General features: G+C 72.2%; 19 protein-coding genes. 10 read left to right on the top strand and 9 right to left on the bottom strand.

Annotated features, from left to right (window positions below; all coding sequences use genetic code 11):
- Positions 1–169: 169 nt before the first annotated feature.
- The 5 genes from ACGF1Z_RS34295 to ACGF1Z_RS34275 are packed head-to-tail and all read right to left on the bottom strand — an operon-like array spanning position 170 to position 5,550.
- The gene (locus tag ACGF1Z_RS34295; protein WP_393010349.1) at positions 170–1,465 is read right to left on the bottom strand and encodes a DUF58 domain-containing protein; all 1,296 of its coding nucleotides are present in this window, start codon (positions 1,463–1,465) and stop codon (positions 170–172) included.
- Between the two features lie 12 nt (positions 1,466–1,477).
- The gene (locus ACGF1Z_RS34290) at positions 1,478–2,461 is read right to left on the bottom strand and encodes an AAA family ATPase (protein ID WP_393010347.1); all 984 of its coding nucleotides are present in this window, start codon (positions 2,459–2,461) and stop codon (positions 1,478–1,480) included.
- Positions 2,458–3,654 carry a DUF4350 domain-containing protein gene (locus ACGF1Z_RS34285; protein WP_393010345.1) on the bottom strand — a complete coding sequence of 399 codons (1,197 nt, stop codon included), beginning with the start codon at positions 3,652–3,654 and terminating at the stop codon, positions 2,458–2,460. Before ACGF1Z_RS34285 ends, ACGF1Z_RS34290 begins: the two co-directional genes overlap by 4 nt.
- A complete protein-coding gene (locus ACGF1Z_RS34280) occupies positions 3,651–4,328 on the bottom strand; it encodes a DUF4129 domain-containing protein (protein ID WP_393010343.1) in 678 nt (225 codons plus the stop codon). Before ACGF1Z_RS34280 ends, ACGF1Z_RS34285 begins: the two co-directional genes overlap by 4 nt.
- 4 nt (positions 4,329–4,332) lie before the next feature.
- The gene (locus ACGF1Z_RS34275) at positions 4,333–5,550 is read right to left on the bottom strand and encodes a glycerophosphoryl diester phosphodiesterase membrane domain-containing protein (RefSeq protein WP_393010341.1); all 1,218 of its coding nucleotides are present in this window, start codon (positions 5,548–5,550) and stop codon (positions 4,333–4,335) included.
- Between the two features lie 529 nt (positions 5,551–6,079).
- Between ACGF1Z_RS34275 and mtrA the strand changes: the two genes are divergently transcribed.
- From mtrA to ACGF1Z_RS34245, 6 genes are all read left to right on the top strand, one after another.
- Entirely contained in the window at positions 6,080–6,757 is a 678-nt protein-coding gene (gene mtrA / locus ACGF1Z_RS34270; protein ID WP_393010339.1) for a two-component system response regulator MtrA, read from the top strand.
- Position 6,758: 1 nt separating this feature from the next.
- Positions 6,759–8,753 (top strand): MtrAB system histidine kinase MtrB, encoded by a 1,995-nt coding sequence (gene mtrB / locus ACGF1Z_RS34265; protein WP_393010337.1) that lies wholly within the window; start codon positions 6,759–6,761, stop codon positions 8,751–8,753.
- Positions 8,743–10,617, top strand: coding sequence for an LpqB family beta-propeller domain-containing protein (locus ACGF1Z_RS34260; RefSeq protein ID WP_393010335.1), 1,875 nt, complete (start codon positions 8,743–8,745; stop codon positions 10,615–10,617). Before mtrB ends, ACGF1Z_RS34260 begins: the two co-directional genes overlap by 11 nt.
- Positions 10,618–10,777: 160 nt before the next feature.
- Positions 10,778–11,608: a ComF family protein gene (locus ACGF1Z_RS34255; RefSeq protein ID WP_393010333.1), complete on the top strand. Its 831-nt coding sequence runs from the start codon at positions 10,778–10,780 to the stop codon at positions 11,606–11,608.
- 293 nt (positions 11,609–11,901) lie between these two features.
- Positions 11,902–12,579, top strand: coding sequence for a ribosome hibernation-promoting factor, HPF/YfiA family (gene hpf / locus ACGF1Z_RS34250; RefSeq protein ID WP_393010331.1), 678 nt, complete (start codon positions 11,902–11,904; stop codon positions 12,577–12,579).
- 234 nt (positions 12,580–12,813) lie between these two features.
- Positions 12,814–13,569, top strand: coding sequence for a response regulator (locus ACGF1Z_RS34245; protein ID WP_393010329.1), 756 nt, complete (start codon positions 12,814–12,816; stop codon positions 13,567–13,569).
- A gap of 57 nt (positions 13,570–13,626) precedes the next feature.
- Here ACGF1Z_RS34245 and ACGF1Z_RS34240 read toward each other — a convergent pair whose 3' ends face one another.
- Together ACGF1Z_RS34240 and ACGF1Z_RS34235 are read right to left on the bottom strand one after the other, a co-directional pair.
- The gene (locus ACGF1Z_RS34240) at positions 13,627–14,790 is read right to left on the bottom strand and encodes a winged helix-turn-helix domain-containing protein (protein ID WP_393010327.1); all 1,164 of its coding nucleotides are present in this window, start codon (positions 14,788–14,790) and stop codon (positions 13,627–13,629) included.
- Positions 14,791–14,858: 68 nt separating this feature from the next.
- Positions 14,859–15,440: a GNAT family N-acetyltransferase gene (locus ACGF1Z_RS34235; RefSeq protein ID WP_393010325.1), complete on the bottom strand. Its 582-nt coding sequence runs from the start codon at positions 15,438–15,440 to the stop codon at positions 14,859–14,861.
- 253 nt (positions 15,441–15,693) lie between these two features.
- Between ACGF1Z_RS34235 and secA the strand changes: the two genes are divergently transcribed.
- Positions 15,694–18,498, top strand: coding sequence for a preprotein translocase subunit SecA (secA, locus tag ACGF1Z_RS34230; protein ID WP_393010323.1), 2,805 nt, complete (start codon positions 15,694–15,696; stop codon positions 18,496–18,498).
- Between the two features lie 420 nt (positions 18,499–18,918).
- On the opposite strand, the gene ACGF1Z_RS34225 is transcribed toward secA, so the two are convergent.
- Positions 18,919–19,347, bottom strand: coding sequence for an Rv3235 family protein (locus tag ACGF1Z_RS34225; protein ID WP_393010321.1), 429 nt, complete (start codon positions 19,345–19,347; stop codon positions 18,919–18,921).
- 288 nt (positions 19,348–19,635) lie between these two features.
- On the opposite strand from ACGF1Z_RS34225, the gene ACGF1Z_RS34220 reads away from it, so the two are divergent.
- The gene (locus tag ACGF1Z_RS34220; RefSeq protein WP_393010319.1) at positions 19,636–20,142 is read left to right on the top strand and encodes a DUF6912 family protein; all 507 of its coding nucleotides are present in this window, start codon (positions 19,636–19,638) and stop codon (positions 20,140–20,142) included.
- A 47-nt stretch (positions 20,143–20,189) separates the two neighbouring features.
- On the top strand, positions 20,190–20,849 hold the full coding sequence (locus ACGF1Z_RS34215; RefSeq protein ID WP_393010317.1) for an HAD family hydrolase: 660 nt from the start codon (positions 20,190–20,192) through the stop codon (positions 20,847–20,849).
- A 68-nt stretch (positions 20,850–20,917) separates the two neighbouring features.
- Here ACGF1Z_RS34215 and ACGF1Z_RS34210 read toward each other — a convergent pair whose 3' ends face one another.
- A complete protein-coding gene (locus ACGF1Z_RS34210; RefSeq protein ID WP_393010315.1) occupies positions 20,918–21,475 on the bottom strand; it encodes a DJ-1/PfpI family protein in 558 nt (185 codons plus the stop codon).
- 380 nt (positions 21,476–21,855) lie between these two features.
- Here ACGF1Z_RS34210 and ACGF1Z_RS34205 point away from each other — a divergent pair, with 380 nt between their 5' ends.
- Complete coding sequence (locus ACGF1Z_RS34205) at positions 21,856–26,805, top strand: NAD-glutamate dehydrogenase (protein WP_393010313.1); 4,950 nt, start codon at positions 21,856–21,858, stop codon at positions 26,803–26,805.
- Positions 26,806–26,814: the final 9 nt, after the last annotated feature.

Genomic DNA, 26,814 nt, shown 5'->3' with positions numbered 1-26,814 from the left:
TGCAGGGGGGACCCTGTGGGAGAGTAGGACGCCGCCGAACAATCATTGTGGGAAAGCCCCGCACCTTCTGGTGCGGGGCTTTTCTGCGTTCACGGGCTGTTTTCCGCGTCGCGGTGGCCGAGAGACCTTTGCCGGTGGGGCCTCTGAAACGGAGGCCCCCACCGGCGGGTCACAGACGGCCGGCTGCCTTCAGGGCGAGATACGCGTCCGCCAGGGCGGGGGCCAGCTTGTCGGGGGTGGCGTCGACGACGGTGACGCCGTGCCGCTGGAGCTGTTCCGCCGTGCGGAGGCGCTGGGTCTGGGCCTGGGTCGCGGCTGCGGCCTCGTAGACGCCCTCGATCGTGCCGCGGTTGCCGGCCATGCTGCTGATGTGCGGGTCGGCGGGGGAGGCGACCAGGACCGTGTGGCGCCGGGTGAGCTGCGGGAGGACCGGGAGGAGGCCCTCCTCGACGAGGGCGGCGTCCAGTCCGGTGAGCAGGACGATGAGGGAGCTGCGCGGGGCGCGGGCCAGCGCGGTGGCCGCCAGGCCGCGGGCGTCGGTCTCGACGAGTTCGGGTTCGAGCGGGGCGAGGGCGTCCACCACGGCCGGCAGGACGTCGCTCGCGGAGCGGCCCTGGACCTGGGCGCGGAGGCGGCGGTCGTAGGCCAGGAGGTCCACGCGGTCGCCCGCGCGGGAGGCGAGCGCGGTGAGGAGGAGGGCGGCGTCCATCGCCGCGTCGAGGCGGGGGACGTCGCCGACCCGGCCGGCGGAGGTGCGGCCGGTGTCGAGGACGATCAGGATGTGACGGTCGCGTTCGGGGCGCCAGGTGCGGACGGCGACCGTGGTCCGGCGTGCGGTGGCCCGCCAGTCGATGGATCGCGTGTCGTCGCCGGGGACGTACTCGCGGAGACTGTCGAACTCCGTTCCCTCACCGCGGGTCAGGACGCTGGTGCGGCCGTCGAGTTCGCGGAGCCGGGCCAGCCGGGAGGGCAGGTGCTTGCGGCTGGCGAAGGGCGGCAGGACACGGATCGTCCAGGGGACGTCGTGGTTGCCCTGGCGGGCGGCGAGGCCCAGGGGGCCGTACGAGCGGACGGTGACGCGCTCGGCGCGGCGGTCGCCACGGCGGGTGGGGCGCAGCGTCGTGGTGACGCGGCGGCGCTCGCCGGCGGGGACGGTCAGCCGCAGGCGGGCGGGGGACTGGGCGGCGCTGGGGGACCAGGCGTCGCGGAGCTGGGCGCGAAGGCGGCGGCGGGACCGGTTGGTCACGGTGAGCTGGACGTCCGCCCCGTCACCCAGTCGAACAGACGTATCACCGCTTCGGGTGAACTGGAGCGTTCTCACTGGCGCGGCCATCGCGTAGTCGCACACAATGGCGAGGGTGAGGGGCGCGTTCACCGCGAGCATCCCCGTCCAACTGGGGGCGAGGATGCCCACGGGGAGCGACCCGATGGCGGCGAGCAGGGCGGTGCGTCCGGTGAGGGCCATGGGGCGCCGTTCTCAGCGGGGTACGGGGACGTGGGCGAGGATCGAGTGGAGGACGGAGTCGGGGGTGACTCCCTCCATCTCGGCCTCGGGCCGCAGTTGGATGCGATGACGCAGGGTCGGCAGTGCCAGGGCCTTCACATCGTCCGGGGTGACGTAGTCCCGGCCGGTGAGCCAGGCCCAGGCGCGGGCGGTGGAGAGCAGGGCGGTGGCTCCTCGGGGGGAGACGCCGAGGGTGAGCGAGGGGGATTCACGCGTGGCACGACAGATATCGACGACGTAGCCGGCGATCTCGGCGGAGACCGCGACCTTGGTGACGGCCTCGCGGGCGGCCTCGAGTTCGGCGGGGCCGGCGACGGGGCTGACCCCGGCGGCCTTCAGGTCGCGCGGATCGAACCCCTGGGCATGCCGGGTGAGGACGTTGATCTCGTCCTCGCGTGAGGGCAGCGGGACCGTCAGTTTCAGCAGGAAGCGGTCGAGTTGGGCCTCGGGCAGTGGATAGGTGCCCTCGTACTCGACGGGGTTCTGGGTCGCGGCCACGAGGAAGGGCTCGGGCAGCGGACGGGGCGTGCCGTCCACCGTCACCTGGCGTTCCTCCATGGCCTCCAGGAGTGAGGACTGGGTCTTCGGGGGCGTCCGGTTGATCTCGTCGGCGAGCAGCAGGTTGGTGAAGACCGGGCCGGGCTGGAAGGAGAACTCTGCGGTCCGGGCGTCGTAGACGAGGGAGCCGGTGATGTCGCTCGGCATCAGGTCGGGGGTGAACTGCACCCGCTTGGTGTCGAGTTCGAGAGCGGAGGCGAGCGCGCGCACCAGGAGGGTCTTGGCGACGCCGGGGACTCCTTCGAGGAGGACGTGGCCCCTGCAGAGCAGGGCGACGACGAGACCGGTGACGGCGGGGTCCTGGCCGACCACGGCCTTTCCGATCTCGGTGCGCAGGGCCTCCAGGGAGGCGCGGGCGCTGTCCGAGCTCGTCATGGTCTCGGGGGTCGGGGCGCTCATGAGGTGCGTACCTCTCTTTCGAGGGCGTCGAGTTGGTCCGCGAGGCGGACGAGGGCGGCGTCGTCGGCGGGAGCCGGGCCGAAGAGGAGTTCCTGGTGGGTCCCGGCGGTGGCGGGGAGCCGGGCGGAGAGTGCGGGGAGGAGCAGATCGGGGGAATGGGCGTCCTTCGCGGGGACGCCGAGGAGCGGGGCGATCCGGCCGCGGGTCGCGGTGCGCAGGACGGTGGCCGCGCGGTCGCGGGCGTCGGTCTTGCGGTAGAGGCGGGCGCGGCCCTCGGTGGTCTCGGAGGCACGGACGGCGACGGGGAGATGCTCGGGGACCAGCGGGCCGAGGCGGCGGCCGCGCCAGACGGCGGCGAGGACGGCCGCGACGGCGAGCTGGAGCGTGCCCCACAGCCAGCCGGAGGGGACCAGTTCGAGGAAGGTGCCGGTGGTGTCGTCGGCGGAGCCGGCGTCGGCGGTGGTGTCGGAGAGCGAGGGGAGGTACCAGACGAGATGAGGCCGGGAGCCGAGGAGTTGCAGGGCGAGGGACGCGTTGCCCTGCTGGTCGAGACGCTTGTTGTAGAGGAGTTCGGGGGAGCCGAGCAGGACCGTGTCTGCCGTGCCGGGGCCGGGGATCCGGACCAGGGTCGGCAGGCCGTCCGAGAGATAGCAGGAGTCGGCGGTGACGGCTCCGGTCTCGTAGCGCTCCCCGCCGAGATCGACGCTGCCCGCGCGGCGGGCGTCGGGCAGGGTGCAGGCCGGTTCCAGGGGCGTGACGTCGGTGCTCGTGCCGGTGTCCAGGCCGGGCGCGAGGGTGTCGAGGGAGGGGATGCCGGGGCCGAGCAGGACCGTGCGGCCCGCCGAGCCGGTCATCGCGGTGTGCAGGGTGGACTGCTGGCCGGGGGTGAGCAGGTCCGGGGTGGTGACGAGGAGCGTCGTGTCGGCCCCGGTGGCCGCGGTCGCCTCCGCGAGGGTGCCGGCGATGTCGACGGTGACGCCCTGGGCCTTGAGGAGTTCGGCCACGGCCCGGCTGCCGTAGGGGTCGGCGGATCGGGGGTCGAGGAGGCCGTGCTGGCCGGTGGAGCGGGCCGTGGCCAGGACGACGCCGCCGATCAGGAGCAGCGCGAGGACCAGAAGGGTGCCGCGGGCGCGGTGCCAGAGCTGACGGGGGGTGAGCGACGTGGAAGTGGCGCTGGGGGCCGTCCGGTTCATCGGGGGGCCTCCGTGAAGGCTCCGGCGGCGGCCGGGTCGAGGGTCGGCCTGGTCCGCTCCAGGGCGGTGTCCAGTTGCTCGATGCGCCGGTACGCGGGTTCGTCGGCGGTGCGGCCGCCGTATGTGACGTCGTCGAAGGCGCGGGCGGCGGAGCGCAGCCCGTCGGCGTGGGCGGGCAGGGACCGGCCCGCTTCGGCGGCCGCCTCGTCGGCGGTGCGGCCCGGACGCGGGTCCAGCAGGGTGCGTTCCTCCAGAGAGCGGACGATCGCCCGCATGCGTTCCTGGACGGCCTGGTTCCACTGGCCGGCGGAGGCGTGGCGGGCGGCCGCGTCGCGGTGTGCGGCAGCCGTGCGCGGGCCGTCGTCGAAGAGGGAGTCGCCACCCCCGGTCGGGGTGCGGTGGGGGGTGCCCAGGCGCCACCAGAGGGCGGCGATCAGGGCGAGCACGACGATGACGACGGCCACGAGGCCGACGACGCCCCCGGGCGTGGCTCCGGAGGCCGCGTCGAGAAGGCCGCCGACCCAGTCCCAGAAGCGGTCGAGGCCGCGCTGGAGAAGGCTGGGATCGTTCTCGTGGTACAGCGGCTTCGAGAGTTCCCGCTCCCCCGCCTCCCGGGCGGGGACGCGGGGAACCTGCACCGGCACGTCGCCGGCCGTGCCCCCCGTGATCGTCACGCCATCAGCCTCCGTAGCCGGGGAGTCCGGCGGCGCGGGCCAGTTCGAGGTCGAGGGCCTCGCGGCGGATGCGCTGGTCGATGTAGAGGAGGACGGTGACGCCGGCGGAGATGGGGTAGGTGATCGCGCTGGTGATGACACCGCCGATGCCCATGACGACCAGGTAGGACCAGCTGGTCTCCGGGACGGTGCCGTCGAGGATGTCGCCGAGTCCGTCGCCCGCGACGCCCAGGGCGAGGAAGGCGAAGGGGAAGGCGATCAGCATCGAGAAGAGGAAGATCAGCAGCTGGGTCAGGATGTTGATGCCGAAGATGCGCCACCAGGACCCCTGGACCAGCTTGGCCGAGCGCTTCAGCGCCTTCACCACGCCCTGGCGCTCCAGCATCAGCGCGGGCGAGGCGAGGCTGAAGCGGATCGTCAGCCAGATCACGACCACGAAGGCGCAGGTGCCGCCGAGGAACGCGAGTCCGGCGCCGCCGCCACCACCGAGGAGCAGGCCGGGCAGCAGGCCGACGAACATGATGCCGGCGGCCATCACGGGCACGAGCAGGGTCAGACCGAGCAGCTGGAGCAGCCGCGGGCGGGCCTCCTGCCAGGCGGTTCCCAGGGTGACGGGGCGGCCCAGGACGGCGCGGCTGATGACGACGGTGAGCAGCGCGGCGCTGACGAGGGTCGCGGCCACCATGATGAGGTAGGCCGGGCCCATGGCGATCATGCTGCTCTGCAGGGCGTCGATGCTCTGCGAGAGGGCCTCGGCGGGGCTCGCGTCCCGGTTGATCTGCGGGGGCGCGGGGACCAGATAGCGCTGGGCGAGGATCTCCGCGACCTGCATGAGTACGGCGATGGTGACGGAGACGGTGAGGACGGTCTGCCAGTAGCGGCGCAGGGTGGCCACGGAGCCGTCGAGGATGTCGCCCAGGGTCAGCGGTCGCAGCGGGATCACGCCGGGCTTCGCGGCCGGCGGAGGCCCCCACTGGCCCTGCTGACCCCACTGGCCCTGCGGGGGCGGCCCGCCCCAGCCGCTGTTCGCGCGGGCCGGGCTCGGGGCGGCGGGCGCGGAGGCGGTCGGCGGCTGCCACTGGCCGGCGGGCGGCTGATTCTCGGACCACTGGGGGGCGGAGCCGTTCGCGTCGCCGGGCGGGGCGGGCCGGGGTACTCCCTGGTCGTCCTGGCCGTCGGAGGGAGCAGATCCGGGCGAGGCCCAGCCCGGAGTGTCGTTCACGGTCGTCCACCTCGAGGAATGGTCGCGGGGCCGGATCGGCGAACCGGCTCGGTCTCTGCGGCCGACCGCCTGGAGCGGCGGGCCGGGAGCCATCGTGCCACGCGGGACCCACCCGCGGGCCGGCCCGGGCCTTCCTCCCGCGGCCTGCCCGCGGGGGCGGCGCGGGCGGGGTCGCGCCGATGCCCGATCCGGGCGCGCGCACCGGGCCGGTCCGCCGGGACCACCCCGCGCCACGCGCGGGGGCCGCCCCGGGGCGGGTGTGCAGGGGGCCGGTCGGCGTCCCGGTGACGGCAGCGGAACGCAGTCGCGCGTGCACGGGCCGCATCGGTCGGCCTCATCCATGGGCAGTGCCGGACGGCGCAGGGTACGGTTCAGGGCGGCACGGGGGCCACGGGTGTGACATCCACGTCTGACATCGACACTCACGGACACCGACGGTTCACGACGGGCGACCACCGACGTCACCGCAGGTCAGTGAGGTATCTCACCAGCCGCCTTGAGACTGATACGGAAATGGGATGATGTCGATATGAAGGGACGCGTTCTTGTCGTCGACGACGACACCGCACTGGCCGAGATGCTCGGGATCGTGCTGCGAGGAGAGGGTTTCGAGCCGTCGTTCGTCTCGGACGGAGACAAGGCGCTCGCCGCTTTCCGTGAGGTCAAGCCGGACCTGGTGCTGCTCGACCTGATGCTGCCCGGTCGGGACGGCATCGAGGTGTGCCGGCTCATCAGGGCCGAGTCCGGCGTGCCGATCGTGATGCTCACGGCCAAGAGCGACACCGTGGACGTCGTGGTGGGCCTGGAGTCCGGGGCCGACGACTACATCGTCAAGCCGTTCAAGCCGAAGGAGCTCGTCGCCCGTATCCGGGCGCGGCTGCGGAGGTCGGAGGAGCCGGCGCCCGAGCAGCTGACCATCGGTGACCTGGTCATCGACGTGGCCGGCCACTCGGTGAAGCGGGACGGGCAGTCCATCGCGCTGACGCCGCTGGAGTTCGACCTGCTCGTCGCCCTGGCCCGTAAGCCGTGGCAGGTGTTCACCCGCGAGGTGCTCCTGGAGCAGGTCTGGGGCTACCGGCACGCCGCCGACACGCGCCTGGTGAACGTGCACGTCCAGCGACTGCGCTCGAAGGTCGAGAAGGACCCCGAGCGCCCGGAGATCGTGGTGACCGTCCGCGGTGTCGGTTACAAGGCAGGGCCGAGCTGACATGAACGCAGGCAGTACTGCTCCGAAGCCCGGGGATCCGGGAGTCCGTACGGGGCGGGCTGCCGGACCGGGGCGGGGGGGCTCGAGTCTTGGCCGTCTGCTCCAGGACGGGACACCGGGTGGACCGGTGTTCCGGCTTCTCGCGCGCTGGGTGCGCCGGCCGTTGCTGCCCGCCGTGCGGCTGTGGCGCCGCAACCTCCAGGTGCGGGTCGTCGCCGGCACCCTGCTGATGTCGCTCGGCGTGGTGCTGCTGCTCGGCCTGGTCGTCATCGGCCAGGTCCGCAACGGCCTGCTCGACGCCAAGGAGAAGGCCGCGCAGAGCCAGGCGGCCGGCGGATTCTCCGCCGCGCAGGACCGGGCGGCGACCACGCCGTCCGCGCCGGGCGGGGACCAGGACGGCGGCCGGGCCGGGTCCTCGGTCAACTGGCGTTCCACGCTCGTCGAGCAGCTCGCGAGCGGTGGCCAGAGCGCCTTCAACGTCGTCGCGCTCTCCCTGGAGACCGGGGACACCGCGAGTCGCGGTGCCCGTGCCTCCGGCGAGGTCGACCCGACCACGAGCATCCCCGCCAATCTGCGGCACAGCGTCGCGCAGGGCACAAGCACCTTCCAGTCGTACGCCCGCATCCACTACACGAGCGGCAAGGCCTCCGAGGCCGGCCTGGTGGTCGGCAAGCGCCTCAACGACGCCGACGGCACCCCGTACGAGCTGTACTACCTCTTCCCGCTGACGCAGGAGGAGGACTCCCTCGCCCTGGTCAAGGGCACCCTGGCGACGGCCGGTCTGTTCGTCGTGGTGCTGCTCGGCGCCATCGCGTGGCTCGTCGTACGGCAGGTCGTCACGCCCGTGCGGATGGCCGCCGGGATCGCCGAACGGCTCTCGGCGGGCCGGCTCCAGGAACGGATGAAGGTCACCGGCGAGGACGACATCGCGCGGCTCGGTGAGGCCTTCAACAAGATGGCGCAGAACCTCCAGCACAAGATCATGCAGCTGGAGGAGCTGTCCCGGATGCAGCGGCGCTTCGTCTCGGACGTCTCGCACGAGCTGCGCACGCCGCTGACGACCGTGCGGATGGCCGCCGACGTCATCCATGACGCGCGGGCCGACTTCGACCCGGTCACCGCGCGCTCCGCCGAACTGCTCGGCGACCAGCTCGACCGCTTCGAGTCGCTGCTGGCCGACCTGCTCGAGATCAGCCGTTTCGACGCGGGCGCGGCGGCCCTGGAGGCCGCGCCGATAGACCTGCGCGAGGTCGTCCGGCGCGTCATCGGCGGCGCGGAGCCGCTGGCCGAGCGCAAGGGCTGCCGGATCGTCGTCGTCGGCGACGAGCAGCCCGTGGTGGCCGAGGCGGACGCCCGCCGTGTCGAGCGGGTGCTGCGCAACCTGGTCGTGAACGCCGTCGAGCACGGCGAGGGCCGGGACGTGATCGTGCGACTCGCCGCCGCCGGCGGGGCCGTCGCGGTGGCCGTCCGGGACTACGGCGTGGGCCTCAAGCCGGGCGAGGCGACCCGGGTCTTCAACCGGTTCTGGCGCGCCGACCCGGCACGCGCCCGCACCACCGGCGGTACGGGCCTGGGCCTGTCGATCGCGGTGGAGGACGCGCGGCTGCACGGCGGCTGGCTCCAGGCCTGGGGCGAGGCGGGCGGCGGTTCGCAGTTCCGGCTGACGCTGCCGCGCACCGCGGACGAGCCGCTGCGCGGCTCCCCGATCCCGCTGGAGCCGGAGGACTCGCGGCGCAACCGCGAGCAGGCGGCGGCCGGGACCGGTGCCGGGGCGCGTCTGACGTCGGTGCCGGCGCAGCCGGCCGGGGACCGCACGGCGGGCCTGTCCGTACCGCCGCGGATGCCGCCCGTGCCGAGGGCGACGGTGGACCCGACGGCTCTGCCGGGCAACGGTGCCCGGGTGGTGGCCAGGAACGCCGAGGGGGCGGACGGCGACGGTGGTGAGGCGATGGCGTCGACGCGCGCCGAGCGGGAGGACGGAACACGTGGGCGCTGACCTTCGAGGGGCGCGGGAGGCCCTGGGGCGGGGACGGTCGGTGCGGGGCGTGGTCCTCGCGGCGTGCGGTTCGCTGCTGGTGGCCGGCTGCGCCACCATGCCCGACAGCGGTGACGTGCGCGCGGTGAAGGCGTCCAACCCGGGCGACTCCCAGGTGCGGGTCTACGCGGTCGCGCCGCGCGAGAACGCGGATCCGGACGAGATCGTCGACGGCTTCCTGGAGGCCATGACGAGTGACGACCCCGGTTTCGCGACGGCGCGGAAGTACCTGACGAAGCAGGCGGCCCGGACGTGGAAGCCGGAGGAGAGCATCACGGTGCTCACCAACGCGCCCGACCGCGACCAGGCCGACCACCTGGCCGACCCGGAGTCGAAGGGGCGGACGTATCCGCTGTCCGGGCGCCGGATCGCGACGGTCGACGCGAGTCACGCCTACCAGCCGCAGGCGCCCGCCGAGTTCAACCAGTCGGTCCACGTCGTGCAGCAGCTCTCGGCGGACGGCAAGACCAGGGAATGGCGCATCGACAACCTGCCGCAGGGCCTGGTGCTCGGCGAGGCGGACTTCCTGCGCAACTACCGTTCGGTCAACAAGTACTACTTCGCCTCCGGTGAGAACTGGGTCGTCGCCGACCCCGTCTACATCCGGCAGCGGCAGGACCCGGTGACCCGCATGGACCCGGTAACGCAGACCGTCAGGGCGCTCCTGGAGGGGCCCACGGGCTGGCTCGGCCGCGCCGTGGACTCGCGCTTCCCGTCCGGTACGCAGCTGCGTACCGGCGTGACGTCGCTGACGACCGACGACCAGTCCACGCTGAAGGTGCCGCTCAACGCGAAGGCCGACCACGTGAGTTCGCCCGCCTGCAAGGGCATGGCGGCGCAGCTGCTGTTCACGCTCGGCGACCTGACCTCGGTCCGGGTGGAGCAGGTCGAGATCCTGGGCAGCGACGGCAACTCCCTGTGCCGCCTCGGCAAGGGGCAGGCCCTGGAGGAGTACTCGCCGGTGCGCGACCCGCGCCGGGGCGAGAACCCGTACTTCGTCGACGACCACGGCAAGCTGATGATGATGTCGGTCGGCGCGAAGCAGGCCGACCGGCCGACGGAGGCGCCCGGGCCGTTCGGCAGGGGCGTGGCGCCGCTGCGTTACGTGGCGGTGGACCGCGACGAGAGCCAGGCGGCGGGTGTCGTGCAGGACGGGCGCGAGCTGCGCGTCGGATCCCTCAGCTCCGAGGAGGAGCTGCCGGCGCCGGTCGTGATCAGCAGCGCGCTCCGGCCCGAGGACCGTCTGTCGGCACCGAGCTGGGACGGCCGCGGCGACCTGTGGGTCGCCGACCGCAATCCGGTGAAGCCGCGCCTGTGGATGGTGCCGGGCGGCCGGGGCGAGCGGGTCGAGGTGAGCACGCCGTGGCTGAAGGACGGCGCCCGCGTCGAGTCGCTGCGGGTCTCCGCGGACGGCGTGCGCATCGCGCTGCTGGTGACGAAGGACAAGAAGACCACCCTGCAGATCGGCCGGGTCGAGCGCAGCTACACCGACGGCCACGAGGTCGTGTCGGTCATGGACCTGCAGAACGCGGCGCCGCGCCTGGAGTCCGTCACCGCAGTGTCCTGGGCCGGTCCGAGCCGGCTCGTCGTGGTGGGCACGGAGGCCGGCGGGGTGCAGCAGGTGCGGTACGTGCAGACGGACGGCTCGACGTCGACGACGTCCGTCCTGCCGGGGCTGAACGGGGTCACGGCGGTGGCCGCTCCGCACGGCGAGCAGGCCCCGGTGGTCGCGGACTCCAAGCCGGACGGCATCGTGCGCCTGGTGCCGGGCGCGAACTGGCAGCCGGTGGTCAAGGAGGGCAGTTCCCCGGTCTACCCGGGCTGACCCGAGCTCGCGGCCCCGCCCTGTCGGCGGGCCCTGCGGGACGAGGGCGAACCGCCCTCCCGGCGTCGCCGCCCCCCCTCCTGGAACCCCCGTCCGGTCGTCCGGCCGGGGGTTTTCCACAGGGGTGGCCGGAGCCGGCCCGCAGGGGGACAGTGGACCCATGCGGGGGTGGTGGCGAGAGATGGCCGGGCTGATGCTGCCGGTCTCCTGCGGTGGATGCGGGAGCGCCGGGGCGGCGCTGTGCCCGCCGTGCGCGGCCGGGCTCCACGGGAGCGGGCCCCGCAGGGTGCGGCCGACGCCCGAGCCCCGGGGACTGCCGGCGGTGCACGCGGCGGCGCCGTACGAGGGTGGGGTGCGCGCGCTGATCCTGGCCCACAAGGAGCGTGGCGCGCTGGCGCTCGCCGGACCGCTGGGCGGCGCGCTGGCCGATGCCGTGGAGGCCGCCGAGCGGGTCTCTGGCGGGCCCGGGGCCGGGCCCCTGCTCCTCGTACCGGTGCCGTCCTCCCGGCGCTCCGTGCGCGCGCGTGGCCACGATCCGACGCGGCGGATCGCGCTGGCGGCGGCAGGGCGGCTGCGGCGCGGGGGACGGGCGGCGCGGGTGCTGCCGGTGCTGCGCCAGCGGCGGCCGGTGGCCGACCAGGCGGGGCTCGGCGCGCGGGAGCGGCTCGCGAACCTGACGGGAGCGCTGGAGGTCGCCGGGGGCGCGGTGCGGCTGCTCGACGGGGCCGCGCGGGCGGGCGGCCGGGTGGTGCTCGTGGACGACCTGATGACCACCGGGGCGTCACTGGCGGAGGCGGCGCGGGCGCTCGCGAAGGCCCGGCCCGGTGTCCACCGTCCGTTCATTCCGGGATTACCGGACGGTCCGGAGGGAGCCGTGACGGAAGCACTATTCGAACACCCGGCGGCGGCTGTGGTGGCATCCTCTCCGTCCTCGTTCGAGATAAACAGGAACTCGCGGAGAAGTTGCATCGTTGCAGGTGGTGAGAGGTGAATGCACCCGAATGGAGGTAACTGGCCGCAGCGGGTGCCGACACCCGTCGGAAGGGGCTATGTTCGGTTGTGAGGAATGGCGAATGCCACGCCTCGCCGAATGCACGGGTGCGCCTTCAGGACAGGAGTTCAGGGCGAATTAACCTCCGGTTGGTGGGATGGGAAGCGTGATCACGGGGGAGGAGGAGGTCAGTTCGCCAAGTCCGACACTTCGGTAACCACCGGAGTCTGGTGCAAAGGGAGATGCTCGCCGGCCAAGGAGCCGGACCGAGCGATCCGGGAACGGAGTTCTGCGTGGACATCGTCGTCAAGGGCCGCAAGACCGAGGTGCCCGAGCGCTTCCGGAAGCACGTGGCCGAGAAGCTGAACCTGGAGAAGATCCAGAAGCTCGACGGCAAGGTGATCAGCCTCGACGTCGAGGTGTCCAAGGAACACAATCCGCGGCAGGCCGACCGGTCCGACCGCGTGGAGATCACCGTCCATTCCCGAGGCCCGGTGATCCGGGCGGAGGCGGCGGCAGGCGACCCGTACGCAGCGCTCGACCTCGCCCACGGCAAGCTGGAAGCGCGTCTGCGCAAGCAGCACGACAAGCGGTTCACCCGCCGCGGCAACGGCAGGCTGTCGGCCGCGGAGGTCCCCGACGTCGTGCCCGGTGTCGCCCAGCTCAACGCGAACGGCGAGCTGGTCGCCGACGAGCCCGGCGTGCCGACCACGATGATGGGCTCGATCGAGGTCCAGGGCGAAGGACCGCTGGTGGTCCGGGAGAAGACCCACAGGGCCGCCCCCATGACCCTCGACCAAGCGCTCTACGAGATGGAGCTGGTCGGGCACGACTTCTATCTCTTCGTCGACTCCGACACGAAGCAGCCGAGTGTCGTCTACCGGCGGCACGCCTACGACTACGGCGTCATCCACCTCGAGAGCGACCCGCTCGCCGAGGGCGGAGGCGCGGGCGGTGCGCTGGGCGGCTGACCCCCGGCCGCAGGAACACGACACCGCAGACCACGACCCCCGGTGCCCCTGGAGCGCCCCTCGCGCTCCCAGGGGCACCCCTGTGCGCCCCCACGCGCCCACAGGATCACCGCGCGACCGCCGCGGCATGAAATCATGGCGTGCACACCAACCGGTGCTCCCCGAGCAGCGGTTGGAGGGCCGAAAGCACAATCAAAAGACGACTTCAGGCCACGGCCTTCAGGGGGAGGAACGATGGCGGACGGCTTCGGGCCGGTGCACAGCGGGCGGGGCGGGCACGGCCCGGTGAACTCGGAGGGGTCGGAATCGGCCAACGGTTCGTCACGAGACGAGCCGATCCGGGTTCTTGTCGTGGACGATCACGCCCTTTTCCGCCGCGGTCTGGAGATCGTCCTCGCGCAGGAGGAGGACATCCAGGTCGTCGGCGAGGCGGGGGACGGCGCGGAGGCCGTCGACAAAGCCGCCGATCTGCTTCCCGACATCGTCCTCATGGACGTCCGGATGCCCAAGCGGGGCGGGATCGAGGCGTGTACCTCCATCAAGGAGGTCGCCCCCAGCGCGAAGATCATCATGCTGACGATCAGCGACGAGGAGGCGGACCTCTACGACGCGATCAAGGCGGGCGCGACCGGTTATCTCCTCAAGGAGATCTCCACCGACGAGGTCGCCACCGCGATCCGCGCGGTCGCCGACGGGCAGTCGCAGATCAGCCCGTCGATGGCGTCGAAGCTCCTCACCGAGTTCAAGTCGATGATCCAGCGCACCGACGAGCGCCGGCTGGTGCCCGCGCCCCGGCTGACCGACCGCGAGCTGGAGGTCCTCAAGCTCGTCGCGACCGGGATGAACAACCGGGACATCGCCAAGGAGCTGTTCATCTCCGAGAACACCGTGAAGAACCACGTCCGCAACATCCTGGAGAAGCTGCAGCTGCACTCCCGGATGGAGGCCGTGGTCTACGCGATGCGGGAGAAGATCCTCGAGATCCGCTGACCCGTCCCCGGCTCACGTCCCCGCCGCCGACCACAGGGCCCCGGGACCGGGCCGCCCTCAGCCGAGGGCCTTCACCAGGTCCGGGGCGAGCTCCGGAGCGTCCACGCGCTCCACCGCCACCGCGTCGCAGCCCACCCACGCGGCCGCCTCGCGCAGCGCGGTCGCCACCGCGGGCACCGCCTTGGGGCCCGACAGCGACACCTGCCGCGCGACCAGGGTCCGGCCGTCGCGTGCCGGGTCCACCCGGCCGACCAGCCGGCCGCCGGCCAGGACGGGCATCGCGAAGTACCCGTACACCCGCTTCGGCTTGGGCACGTACGCCTCCAGGCGGTGCGTGAAGCCGAAGATGCGCTCGGTGCGGGCCCGCTCCCAGATCAGCGAGTCGAAGGGCGACAGCAGCGTCGTCCGGTGCCGGCCGCGCGGCTCCGTCGCCAGCGCCGCCGGGTCGGCCCAGGCCGGCTTCCCCCAGCCGGCCACCGTCACCGGGACCAGGCCCGAGTCCGCCACGACCGCGTCGAAGGCCTCGGCCTTGATCCGGTGGTAGTCGGCGATGTCCGCCCGCGTGCCGACGCCGAGCGCCTCGCCCGCCTGGCGGACCAGTCGGCGCAGGCACTCGGTGTCGTCCAGGTCGTCGTGGAGCAGCGCGGCCGGGACGGCGCGCTCGGCCAGGTCGTACACGCGCTTCCAGCCCCGCCGCTCGGTGACCACCACCTCGCCGTACATCAGCGCCCGCTCGACGGCGATCTTCGAGTCGGACCAGTCCCACCACTCGCCCTTGTTCTTGGCGCCGCCGAGTTCGGTCGCGGTCTGCGGCCCCTCCGCCCTGAGCTGGGCGATGACCGCCTCGTAGGCGCCGTCCGACAGCTGGTGGCCCCAGTGCGGGCGGTCCCGGTAGGCGCGGCGGCGGAAGGCGAACAGCGGCCACTCCTCGACGGGCAGGATGCAGGCCGCGTGCGACCAGTACTCGAAGGCGTGGCCCTCGGTCCAGTAGGCGTCCTCGACCGTGCCGCGGCCGACGGCGCCCAGGCGCGCGTAGGGGATGAGCTCGTGCGAGCGGGCCAGGACCGAGATGGTGTCGAGCTGGACCTGACCGAGATGGCGCAGCACGCCCCGGACCCCGGCCCGGCGGTCCGGGGCGCCGAGGAATCCCTGGGCCCGCAGGGCGATCCGGCGGGCGTCGTCGGCGGACAGTTCGGCGGCGGGGCGCGGAGCGGTCGTCATGGTCCGCAGCCTAGGACCCGGCTCTGACACCCGGCCGGGGCCCGGCGCGCGGGCGGCCCCGGCGGGGCTCAGGCCTCCGTCGTGACCTTCGCCGGCAGGTACGGCAGCGGCGAGGGGAGGCCCAGGTCGGAGGGGAGCAGCGAGCCGAGCCAGGAGTCGCGGACGGTGCCGTTCTGGACCAGGCCGGCCCGCTCGACGCCCTCGATGGTGAAACCGACCCGCTCGGCCACCGCGCGCGAAGGGCCGTTGCCGACCTCGGCGCGCCACAGCAGGCGGTGGACGCCGATCGAGAAGGCCCAGCGGGCGACGGCGCCGACGGCCTCCGTCATGTAGCCCCGGCCGCGGTGCTCCCTGGCCTGCCAGAAGCCGATCTCGCGGACGCCCGGGGCGCGCGCGTGCAGACCGGTGGCGGCGAGCAGCGGGCCGCCGTCCAGGGGCTCGACCGCGAAGGCGTACTCGCCGTCCTGCTGCCAGCCCTCGGGCACGAGGCGGGTCACGAAGAGCTCGGCGTCCGCACGCGCGTACGGGGAGGGGACGGTGGTCCAGCGTTGGATGTCGGGGTCCTGACAGGCCTCGTACACGGCGTCGGCGTCTGCCGCCGTGAAGGGGCGCAGGCGCAGCCGTTCTGTGGTGAGTGTGATGGGCTCCATGACGGAATTCTGCTGACCCGCCCCGGCCTGTGCGAACCGTTTTCCGGAGGAGGCGGCACCTTCGGGGGGCCTCGCGCGTTCTCCCTTCACGGGAGGCGTCACGGGCGCGAACGGAGCTCCGGCACTGCGGGCCTCCCTTCGTGAGGGCGGTCTCGCTTACGATGGCCGTTGCGGTGGGGACCACCTGCCGTGCCCGCGCCCGAGTCATGACAAGACCCAGTGCCAGGCCCGACCGGCAAGGAGACCAGCCTCAGTGTCCGTCTTCAACAAGCTCATGCGTGCAGGCGAAGGTAAGATCCTGCGCAAACTGCACCGCATTGCGGACCAGGTCAACTCCATCGAAGAGGATTTCGTCAACCTCTCCGACGCCGAGTTGCGGGCGCTCACCGATGAGTACAAGCAGCGCTACGCCGACGGTGAGAGCCTCGACGACCTGCTTCCGGAGGCGTTCGCCACCGTCCGCGAGGCCGCCAAGCGCGTCCTCGGCCAGCGTCACTACGACGTGCAGATCATGGGCGGCGCCGCCCTCCACCTCGGCTACGTCGCCGAGATGAAGACCGGTGAGGGCAAGACCCTCGTCGGTACCCTCCCGGCGTACCTGAACGCGCTGTCCGGCAAGGGCGTGCACCTGATCACGGTGAACGACTACCTGGCCGAGCGCGACTCCGAGATGATGGGCCGCGTCCACCGCTTCCTGGGCCTGAACGTCGGCTGCATCCTCGCCAACATGACGCCGGCCCAGCGCCGCGAGCAGTACGCCGCCGACATCACGTACGGCACGAACAACGAGTTCGGCTTCGACTACCTGCGCGACAACATGGCGTGGTCCCAGGACGAGCTCGTCCAGCGCGGCCACAACTACGCGTGCGTCGACGAGGTCGACTCGATCCTCGTCGACGAGGCCCGTACGCCGCTGATCATCTCCGGTCCGGCGGACCAGGCCACCAAGTGGTACGGCGACTTCGCGAAGCTCGTCACCCGCCTCGTCAAGGGTGAGCCGGGCAACCCCCTCAAGGGCATCGAGGAGACCGGCGACTACGAGGTCGACGAGAAGAAGCGCACGGTCGGCATCCACGAGTCCGGTGTCGCCAAGGTCGAGGACTGGCTGGGCATCGACAACCTGTACGAGTCGGTGAACACTCCCCTCGTCGGTTACCTGAACAACGCCATCAAGGCCAAGGAACTGTTCAAGAAGGACAAGGACTACGTCGTCATCGACGGCGAGGTCATGATCGTCGACGAGCACACCGGCCGTATCCTCGCGGGCCGCCGCTACAACGAGGGCATGCACCAGGCCATCGAGGCCAAGGAGGGCGTGCAGATCAAGGACGAGAACCAGACGCTCGCCACGATCACCCTTCAGAACTTCTTCCGCCTCTACGACAAGCTCTCCGGCATGACCGGTACGGCCATGACCGAGGCGGCCGAGTTCCACCAGATCTACAAGCTGGGCGTCGTCCCGATCCCGACGAACAAGCCCATGCAGCGCAAGGACCAGCCGGACCTGATCTACCGGACCGAGGTCGCCAAGTTCGCCGCCGTCGTCGACGACATCGCGGAGAAGCACGAGAAGGGCCAGCCGGTCCTCGTCGGCACCACCTCGGTCGAGAAGTCCGAGTACCTGTCGCAGCAGCTCAGCAAGCGCGGCATCCCGCACGAGGTGCTCAACGCGAAGCACCACGAGCGCGAGGCCGCGATCGTCGCCCAGGCGGGCCGCCGGGGCGCCGTCACCGTCGCCACGAACATGGCCGGCCGCGGTACGGACATCAAGCTCGGCGGCAACCCCGACGACCTCGCCGAGGCCGAGCTGCGCCAGGCGGGCCTCGACCCGGTCGAGCACGTGGAGGAGTGGGCCGCGGCCCTTCCGGCCGCCCTGGAGCGCGCCGAGAAGGCCGTGAAGGCGGAGTTCGAGGAGGTCAAGGAGCTCGGCGGGCTCTACGTCCTGGGCACCGAGCGCCACGAGTCCCGCCGCATCGACAACCAGCTCCGCGGCCGCTCCGGCCGTCAGGGCGACCCGGGCGAGTCCCGCTTCTACCTGTCGCTCGGCGACGACCTGATGCGCCTCTTCAAGGCGCAGATGGTCGAGCGCGTCATGGCCATGGCCAACGTGCCGGACGACGTGCCGATCGAGAACAAGATGGTCACCCGTGCCATCGCCTCCGCGCAGGGCCAGGTCGAGTCCCAGAACTTCGAGACGCGTAAGAACGTCCTGAAGTACGACGAGGTCCTCAACCGCCAGCGCGAGGTCATCTACGGCGAGCGCCGCCGCGTCCTGGAGGGCGAGGACCTGCACGAGCAGGTGCGCCACTTCATGGACGACACCATCGACGACTACATCCGCCAGGAGACCGCCGACGGCTTCGCCGAGGAGTGGGACCTGGACCGGCTGTGGACCGCGTTCAAGCAGCTCTACCCGGTGAAGGTGACCGTGGAAGAGCTGGAGGACGCCGTCGGCGACCGCGCGGGCATCACCGCCGAGTTCATCGCCGAGTCCGTCAAGGACGACATCCACGAGCAGTACGAACAGCGCGAGAAGCAGCTCGGCTCGGAGATCATGCGCGAGCTGGAGCGCCGCGTCGTCCTCTCGGTCCTCGACCGCAAGTGGCGTGAGCACCTCTACGAGATGGACTACCTGCAGGAGGGCATCGGCCTGCGCGCGATGGCCCAGAAGGACCCGCTGGTCGAGTACCAGCGCGAGGGCTTCGACATGTTCTCCGCGATGATGGAGGGCATCAAGGAGGAGTCCGTCGGCTACCTGTTCAACCTGGAGGTCCAGGTCGAGCAGCAGGTCGAGGAGGTCCCGGTGCAGGACGCCCCGTCCCTGGAGAAGCAGGACGCGGTCGCGGCCGGCGCCGGCCGTCCGGAGATCCGCGCCAAGGGCCTGGACGCCCCGCAGCGTCCGGACCGCCTGCACTTCTCCGCGCCGAAGGTCGACGGCGACGGCTCGGTCATCGAGGGCGACTTCGCCTCGGACGGCGACCCCTCAGGCGACGGCATGACCCGCGCGGAGCGCCGCAAGGCGCAGAAGAGCGCGGGCGGGCGCCGGCGCAAGAAGTAGCCGTCGCGAGCAGGAGTGCGGCGCCGGGAGCACCCCGGCGCCGTTGAAGGGCCGGTCGCCAGGCGACCGGCCCTTTCGCGTGCCGGGGCGCGACGGGGTGGCGGTGCGCGCTTCGGCCGCGGGGGGCCGCCGGGGCTCCCCGCGGCCCGGGCCCGCACCCTTCGCGTCCTCCGGACACGGGGCTCGGCGGGGCCCGGTGTCGCGAGCCCCGCCCGGTGTCGCCGGCCCCAGGTGTCGCAGGTCCGGCCCGGTGGCGGAGGCCCGGCCCGGTGGCGGAGGCCCGGCCCGGTGTCGCAGGTCCGGCCCGGTGGCGGAGGGCCGGCCCGGTGTCGCAGGTCCGGCCCGGTGGCGGGAGGCTTCGCCCGGTGCCGGGCCGGGCCCGCGGAAGCCCGGTGTCGCAGGCCCGGTGTCGCCAGGGGCCTACGGGTTCGGCAGGCCGTCCAGTTCCACGGCCGCGCAGCGCCAGCGGCGGTCCCGGCCGCGTTCGAGGCGGAAGGCCATGGCGCGGACCCGGTCGCCCGTGGTGACGGTCGCGCAGGCCTCCAGGGTGTCGTCGGCCGGCACGTGGCCGTGGCAGCGCTGGAGGACCGGGCGGGGGCCGGAGGACCGGAAGGGCGTCGCCGGGGCCAGGTGGACCAGCTGCTCGTACGCCTCGCCGACCGTGTACCCGAGCATCCAGTGGACCGGGCGCTCGCCGCTCAGGACGGCCAGCAGGCGCTCCGCGAACACGACGTGGGCCGGCAGCACCCGGCGCGGGCCGGCGCCCGCACGGCCCCGCGGACGGGTGCCGGCGGGACCGGAGGGGTGGCGTGGGGCGGCGGGCCGGCGCGTGGTCATCGGCGTGGTCATGGGATCCCCGTTCGTAGCGCTGGGTACGCGAGCGGTACCGGGCGGTAACTTCGCTGGGGACCTTCTACGGGGGGACGGGACGCACCGGCAAGGCGCGCGTCCGGGTCGCCCGTCACGCAGGGCGATTCACCTATCAGGGGGACAGGCGCCGCGGAAGGGTGCACGGGCGTGCGAAGGGGCGGCGCCGGGGCCGTGCCGACGGCGCCGGGAGGTGCGGGGGGGAGCTGCCCCCGAAGGGGGACTCCGCACGTATCCTGAGGCTGTCTCCGACTACGAAAGCGGCCAGCCATGCGCGTGTACGTCCCCCTGACCCTCCCCGGTCTCGCACAGGCGCACAAGGCGGGCGAGCTCGGCCCCGGCCCGCTCACCGCCTACGCCGTCACGCCCGCGCTGCGCGAGTGGTACGTCTCCGACGACATCGAAGAGCTCGAGTACGCCGCGCTCAACCGCGCCGCCGCCGCCTCCCTGCGCCTGCTCGCCGGCGACCCCGAGGCCGCCCGGCGGCGTGTCGTCGTCGCCGTGGACGTGGCCGACAAGGAGGCCGTCGTCGACCCCGACCGCGGCCTGGACGCGAGCTCGCTCGGCGAGGTGCGGATCGCGGGCACCGTTGCGCTGGCCAAGGCCGCGGCCGTGCACGCCGACGCCGACGACGCCGAGCCGGACGTCTCGGCGGCCGCCGACGCGCTCGGGGCGGCGGACCAGGGCGACGACGACGCCCAGTTCGTCGTGGACGGTGCCGAGGACCACGAGCTTCTCTGGTACGGCGTGCAGGAGATCCCCGCCCTGCTCGGCTGAGGCCTCGCCGGGTCGGCCTCACCCGTTCGGCCGGTACGGTGCTTCCCATGGGGAAGCACGCGAAGCATCTGGTCTGGGACTGGAACGGCACTCTGCTCGACGACATCAGCGCGGTCATCGGCGCCACCAACGCGGCCTTCGCCGAGCTGGGACTCGAACCGATCACGCTGGAGCGGTACCGGGACCTGTACACGGTGCCGGTGCCGAAGTTCTACGAGCGCCTGATGGGGCGGCTGCCCACCGACGCGGAGTGGATCGTCATGGACGACGCCTTCCACCGCCACTACTGGCAGCAGGCCGAGGGCTGCGGGCTGACCGTCGGCGCGGCGGAGCTGCTCGCCGCGCGGCAGACGTCCGGGTTCACCCAGTCGCTGCTCTCGCTCGCGCCGCACACGGAGCTCGTACCGCTGGTGCGGCGGCACGGGATCGCGGAGCGGTTCGTCCGGGTCGACGGGCGGACCGACCGGTCCACGGACGGGAAGTCCGGGCACATGGTGCGGCATCTGGCGGCCCTGGAGGGGGTGCCGGCCGATCGGGTGGTCGTCATCGGCGACGCGGCGGACGACGCGATCGCGGCGCGCTTCGTCGGGGCGAAGGCGGTGCTGTACACCGGGGGCTCGCACAGCCGCGCGTCCCTGGCACGGGTGGGGGTGCCGGTGGTCGACTCGCTCGCCGAGGCGGTCGCCGTGGCGGACGAGCTGGTCTAGGCCGTGGGCTCCGGGCGGCCGGGGTGTGGTGTCACGGCCCCGGCCGGAACGGGGCGGGCGGCCCCGGGTCAGGCCTTCGCCTCGCGGAGGACCTTCAGGAACTCCCGCATCCACGTCGGGTGGTCCGGCCAGGCGCGGGACGAGACCAGCCGGCCGTCGACCACCGCCGCCGTGTCCTGGAACGTGGCGCCCGCGGACTGCATGTCCGGCTCCAGGGCCGGGTACGCGGTGACGCGGCGGCCCTCCAGGCTGCCGAGGGCGGCCGTGAGGAGGGGGCCGTGACAGATCTGGGCGACGGGCTTGTCCGCGTCGAAGAACGACTTCAGGATCTTGCGGAGCTCCGGGTCGTTGCGCAGGTACTCCGGGGCGCGGCCGCCGGGGATGACCACGGCCACGTACTCGCCGGGGTCGACCTCCGAGAACGCCAGGTCGGCGGGCCAGGTGTACCCCGGCTTCTCCGTGTACGTGTCGTAACCGGGCTCGAAGTCGTGGACGACGAAGCGCAGCTGCTTGCGGGCCGGGGCCGCGATGTCGACCTCGTAGCCCTCCTCCAGCAGGCGCTGGTAGGGGTACATCACCTCCAGCGACTCCGCCGCGTCTCCCGTCACGATCAAGATCTTCGCCATGGCGACTCTCCCCGGTCTGTCGGATCCGTCTGTGGCCGTGTGCCCCGGAGAACCATTCGTCGCTGTCCAGATCGTCAAACTTACCGACCCGCTTTTGTACACATAAGGCTCATGACGGCCGGGGGGGCATCAGCGATAGGCTTTTCCCGTGATCAGCGCTATACGCCGAGGGGGCAGCGCAGCCCCCGGCCTCCGCCCGGTCCGCCTCGGCGGCCGGGCCGACGGCGCGTTCGCGGGGATCCCCCGTCCGGTGGCCGAGAAGCGCCCGGACATCTCTCATCGCGGCATAACGTCTCTTGCGACCGGTACCACCGCGTCGTGGCGTTGTGTCCTTTCTTCCACCGACGTCACGCAACGGCGCGCGACAGGAGTCAGAGGACATGCAGACCAAGCTGGACGAAGCCAAGGCCGAGCTGCTCGATCGGGCTGCCCGGGTAGCTGAGAACAGCCCGGTCGGGGGGCTACTTCCGACAGGGCCGGAGAAGGGCAAGCGTCCGGACCGCGCGACCCTGCTCGACTACCTCCAGCGCTACTACCTGCACACCGCGCCCGAGGACCTCACCGGCCGCGAGCCGGAGGACGTCTTCGGCGCCGCGCTCTCGCACTACCGTCTCGCCGAGAACCGTCCGCAGGGCACCGCGAACGTGCGCGTCCACACCCCCACGGTGGAGGAGAACGGCTGGACCTGCAGCCACTCCGTCGTCGAGGTGGTCACCGACGACATGCCGTTCCTCGTCGACTCCGTGACGAACGAGCTGTCGCGCCAGGGGCGCGGCATCCACGTCGTCATCCACCCGCAGGTCACCGTCCGCCGCGACCTGACCGGCAAGCTCATCGAGGTGCTCGCCAAGCAGCCCAAGGGCGAGCTGCCGCACGACGTGCTCACCGAGTCGTGGATCCACGTCGAGATCGACCGCGAGACCGACAAGGCCGACCTCAAGCAGATCACCGCCGACCTGCTGCGCGTCCTGTCCGACGTCCGCGAGGCCGTCGAGGACTGGGAGAAGATGCGCGACGCCGCGCTGCGCATCGCCGAGGGCCTGCCCGGCGAGCCCACCGCCTCCGACCTGCGGCCCACCGAGGTCGAGGAGGCCCGGGAGCTGCTGCGCTGGCTGGCCGACGACCACTTCACCTTCCTCGGCTACCGCGAGTACGAGCTGGTCAACGGCGACGCCCTGTCCGCCGTCCCCGGCACCGGCCTGGGCATCCTGCGCTCCGACCCGCACCACAGCGGCGACGACCACCACGCCCACCCCGTCTCGCCGTCCTTCAGCCGGCTGCCCGCCGACGCCCGCGCCAAGGCGCGCGAGCACAAGCTGCTGATCCTGACGAAGGCCAACAGCCGCTCGACCGTCCACCGGCCCTCGTACCTCGACTACGTCGGTGTGAAGAAGTTCGACGCCGACGGCAACGTCGTGGGCGAGCGCCGCTTCCTCGGCCTGTTCTCCTCGGCCGCCTACACCGAGTCCGTGCGCCGCGTCCCCGTCGTCAAGCGCAAGGTCCAGGAGGTCCTCGAGGGCGCCGGCTTCGCGCCGAGCAGCCACGACGGCCGCGACCTGCTCCAGATCCTGGAGACCTACCCGCGCGACGAGCTCTTCCAGACCCCGGCCGACGAGCTGCAGTCCATCGTCACCAGCGTCCTGTACCTGCAGGAGCGGCGGCGGCTGCGCCTCTACCTGCGCCAGGACGAGTACGGCCGCTACTACTCGGCCCTCGTCTACCTGCCGCGCGACCGCTACACCACCCGCGTCCGGCTGCGGATCATCGAGCTCCTCAAGGAGGAGCTGAACGGCACGTCGGTCGACTTCACGGCCTGGAACACCGAGTCGATCCTGTCCCGGCTGCACTTCGTCATCCGCGTCGAGCCCGGCACCGTGCTCAGCAAGCTGACCGACGCCGACGTCGACCGCATCGAGTCCCGGCTCGCCGACGCCGCCCGCTCCTGGTCCGACGGCTTCGGCGAGGCGCTCAACGCCGAGCTGGGCGAGGAGCGCGCCGCCGAGCTGCTGCGCCGCTACGGCAACGCCTTCCCCGAGGGCTACAAGGCCGACCACTCGCCGCGCGCCGCCGTCGCCGACCTGTGCCACCTGGAGGCCCTGGCCGACAGCGACAAGGACTTCGCGCTGTCGCTGTACGAGCCCGTGGCCTCCGGCAGCGGCGAGCGCCGCTTCAAGATCTACAAGACGGGCGAGCAGATCTCGCTGTCCGCCGTCCTGCCGGTCCTCAACCGGCTCGGCGTCGAGGTCACCGACGAGCGCCCGTACGAGCTGCGCTGCTCCGACCGCACCCACGTCTGGATCTACGACTTCGGCCTGCGGATGCCGCTGACCGGCGGCGACTACCTCGCGGACGACGCCCGCGAGCGCTTCCAGGAGGCGTTCTCGGCCACCTGGACCGGCCTGGCCGAGAACGACAACTTCAACTCCCTCGTCCTGTCCGCCGGGCTCAACTGGCGCGAGGCGATGGTGCTGCGCGCCTACGCGAAGTACCTGCGCCAGGCCGGTTCGACCTTCAGCCAGGACTACATGGAGGACACCCTCCGCAACAACGTCCACACCACCCGGCTGCTGGTCAACCTCTTCGAGGCGCGCATGGCCCCGGAGCGGCAGCGCGCCGGCACCGAGCTGATCGACGGCCTGCTGGAGGAGCTGGACGGCGCCCTCGACCAGGTCGCCTCCCTCGACGAGGACCGCATCCTGCGTTCCTTCCTCACCGTCATCAAGGCCACCCTGCGGACGAACTTCTTCCAGAAGGCCGCCGACGGCAGGCCGCACTCCTACGTGTCGATGAAGTTCGACCCGCAGGCCATCCCGGACCTGCCGGCCCCGCGCCCCGCCTTCGAGATCTGGGTGTACTCGCCGCGGGTCGAAGGCGTCCACCTGCGCTTCGGCAAGGTCGCCCGAGGCGGACTGCGCTGGTCCGACCGCCGCGAGGACTTCCGTACGGAGATCCTCGGCCTGGTCAAGGCGCAGATGGTGAAGAACACCGTCATCGTCCCGGTCGGCGCCAAGGGCGGCTTCGTCGCCAAGCAGCTGCCGGACCCGTCGGTCGACCGTGACGCGTGGCTGGCCGAGGGCGTCGCCTCGTACAAGACCTTCATCTCCGCGCTCCTCGACATCACCGACAACCTGGTCGCCGGCGAGGTCGTGCCCCCGGTCGACGTGGTCCGCCACGACGAGGACGACACCTACCTGGTCGTCGCCGCCGACAAGGGCACCGCGACCTTCTCCGACATCGCCAACGGCGTCGCCGAGTCCTACGGCTTCTGGCTGGGCGACGCGTTCGCCTCCGGCGGCTCGGCCGGCTACGACCACAAGGGCATGGGCATCACCGCCCGCGGCGCCTGGGAGTCCGTCAAGCGGCACTTCCGCGAGCTGGGCCACGACACCCAGACCGAGGACTTCACCGTCGTCGGCGTCGGCGACATGTCCGGCGACGTCTTCGGCAACGGCATGCTGCTCTCCGAGCACATCCGCCTCGTCGCGGCCTTCGACCACCGCCACATCTTCATCGACCCGAACCCGGATGCGGCCACCTCGTACGCCGAGCGCCGCCGCCTCTTCGAGCTGCCGCGCAGCTCCTGGGCCGACTACGACACCGAGCTGCTCTCGGCCGGCGGCGGCATCCACCCGCGTACCGCCAAGTCGATCCCGGTCAACGCGCACATGCGGGCCGCCCTCGGCATCGAGGCCGGCGTCACCAAGCTGACCCCCGCCGAGCTGATGAAGGCGATCCTGCAGTCGCCCGTCGACCTGCTGTGGAACGGCGGCATCGGCACGTACGTGAAGTCCTCGGCCGAGTCGAACGCCGACGTCGGCGACAAGGCCAACGACGCCATCCGCGTCGACGGCCAGGACGTCCGCGCCAAGGTCGTCGGCGAGGGCGGCAACCTCGGTGCGACCCAGCTGGGCCGCATCGAGTTCGCCCGCTCCGGCGGACCCGGGGGCGAGGGCGGCAAGATCAACACCGACGCCATCGACAACAGCGCCGGCGTGGACACCTCCGACCACGAGGTCAACATCAAGATCCTGCTCAACGGGCTGGTCGCCGAGGGCGACATGACCGTCAAGCAGCGCAACAAGATCCTCGCCGAGATGACGGACGAGGTCGGCGCGCTCGTGCTGCGCAACAACTACGCGCAGAACACCGCCCTGGCCAACGCCGTCGCCCAGTCGCCGTCCCTGCTCCACGCCCACCAGCGCTTCATGCGCCGTCTGGGCCGAGACGGGGCGCTCGACCGCTCGCTCGAGTTCCTGCCCAACGACCGGCAGATCCGCGAACTGCTGAACGGCGGCCGCGGCCTGTCCCAGCCCGAACTCGCCGTCCTCCTCGCCTACACCAAGATCACGGTGGCCGACGAGCTGATCGGCACCGACCTGCCCGACGACCCGTACCTGCGCGGGCTGCTCCACGCGTACTTCCCGACGCTGCTGCGCGAGCAGTTCACGGACGCCGTCGACAACCACGCGCTGCGCCGCGAGATCATCACCACGGTCCTGGTCAACGACACCGTCAACACCGGTGGCTCGACCTTCCTGCACCGCCTCCGCGAGGAGTCCGGCGCGTCGATCGAGGAGATCGTGCGGGCGCAGACCGCGGCCCGTGAGATCTTCCGCCTCGGCGAGGTCTGGGACGCCGTCGAGGACCTCGACAACAAGGTCGCGGCCGAGTTCCAGACCCGGATGCGCCTGCACTCGCGCCGGCTGGTCGAGCGCGGCACCCGCTGGCTGCTCAACAACCGCCCGCAGCCGCTCCAGCTCAGCGAGACCATCGAGTTCTTCTCGGAGCGGGTCGGACAGGTCTGGGAGAAGCTGCCGCAGCTGCTGCGCGGCGCGGACCTGGAGTGGTACGAGTCGATCCTCGCGGAGCTGACCGCGGTCGGCGTCCCGGAGGAGCTCGCGCTGCGCGTGGCCGGCTTCTCCTCGGCCTTCCCGACGCTCGACATCGTCGCGATCGCGGACCGCACCGGCAAGGACCCGCTGGCGGTCGCCGAGGTCTACTACGACCTGGCCGACCGGCTGCGGATCAGCAGCCTGATGGACCGGATCATCGAGCTGCCGCGGGCCGACCGCTGGCAGTCGATGGCCCGGGCCTCGATCCGCGAGGACCTGTTCGCCGCGCACGCGGCGCTGACCTCGGACGTCCTCGCGGCCGGGAACGGCACCTCCACCCCGGAGGAGCGGTTCAAGGCCTGGGAGGACGACAACGCGGCGATCCTGGGCCGTGCGCGCACGACCCTGGAGGAGATCCAGGGCTCGGACGACTTCGACCTGGCGAACCTGTCGGTCGCCATGCGGACGATGCGCTCGCTGCTCCGTACGCACAGCTGACCGCCCGGC

This window comes from Streptomyces sp. NPDC048018 (assembly GCF_043202995.1).
In the GTDB taxonomy this organism is placed as follows: Bacteria; Actinomycetota; Actinomycetes; order Streptomycetales; family Streptomycetaceae; genus Streptomyces.
This window is presented reverse-complemented; position numbering and strand designations above follow the sequence as displayed.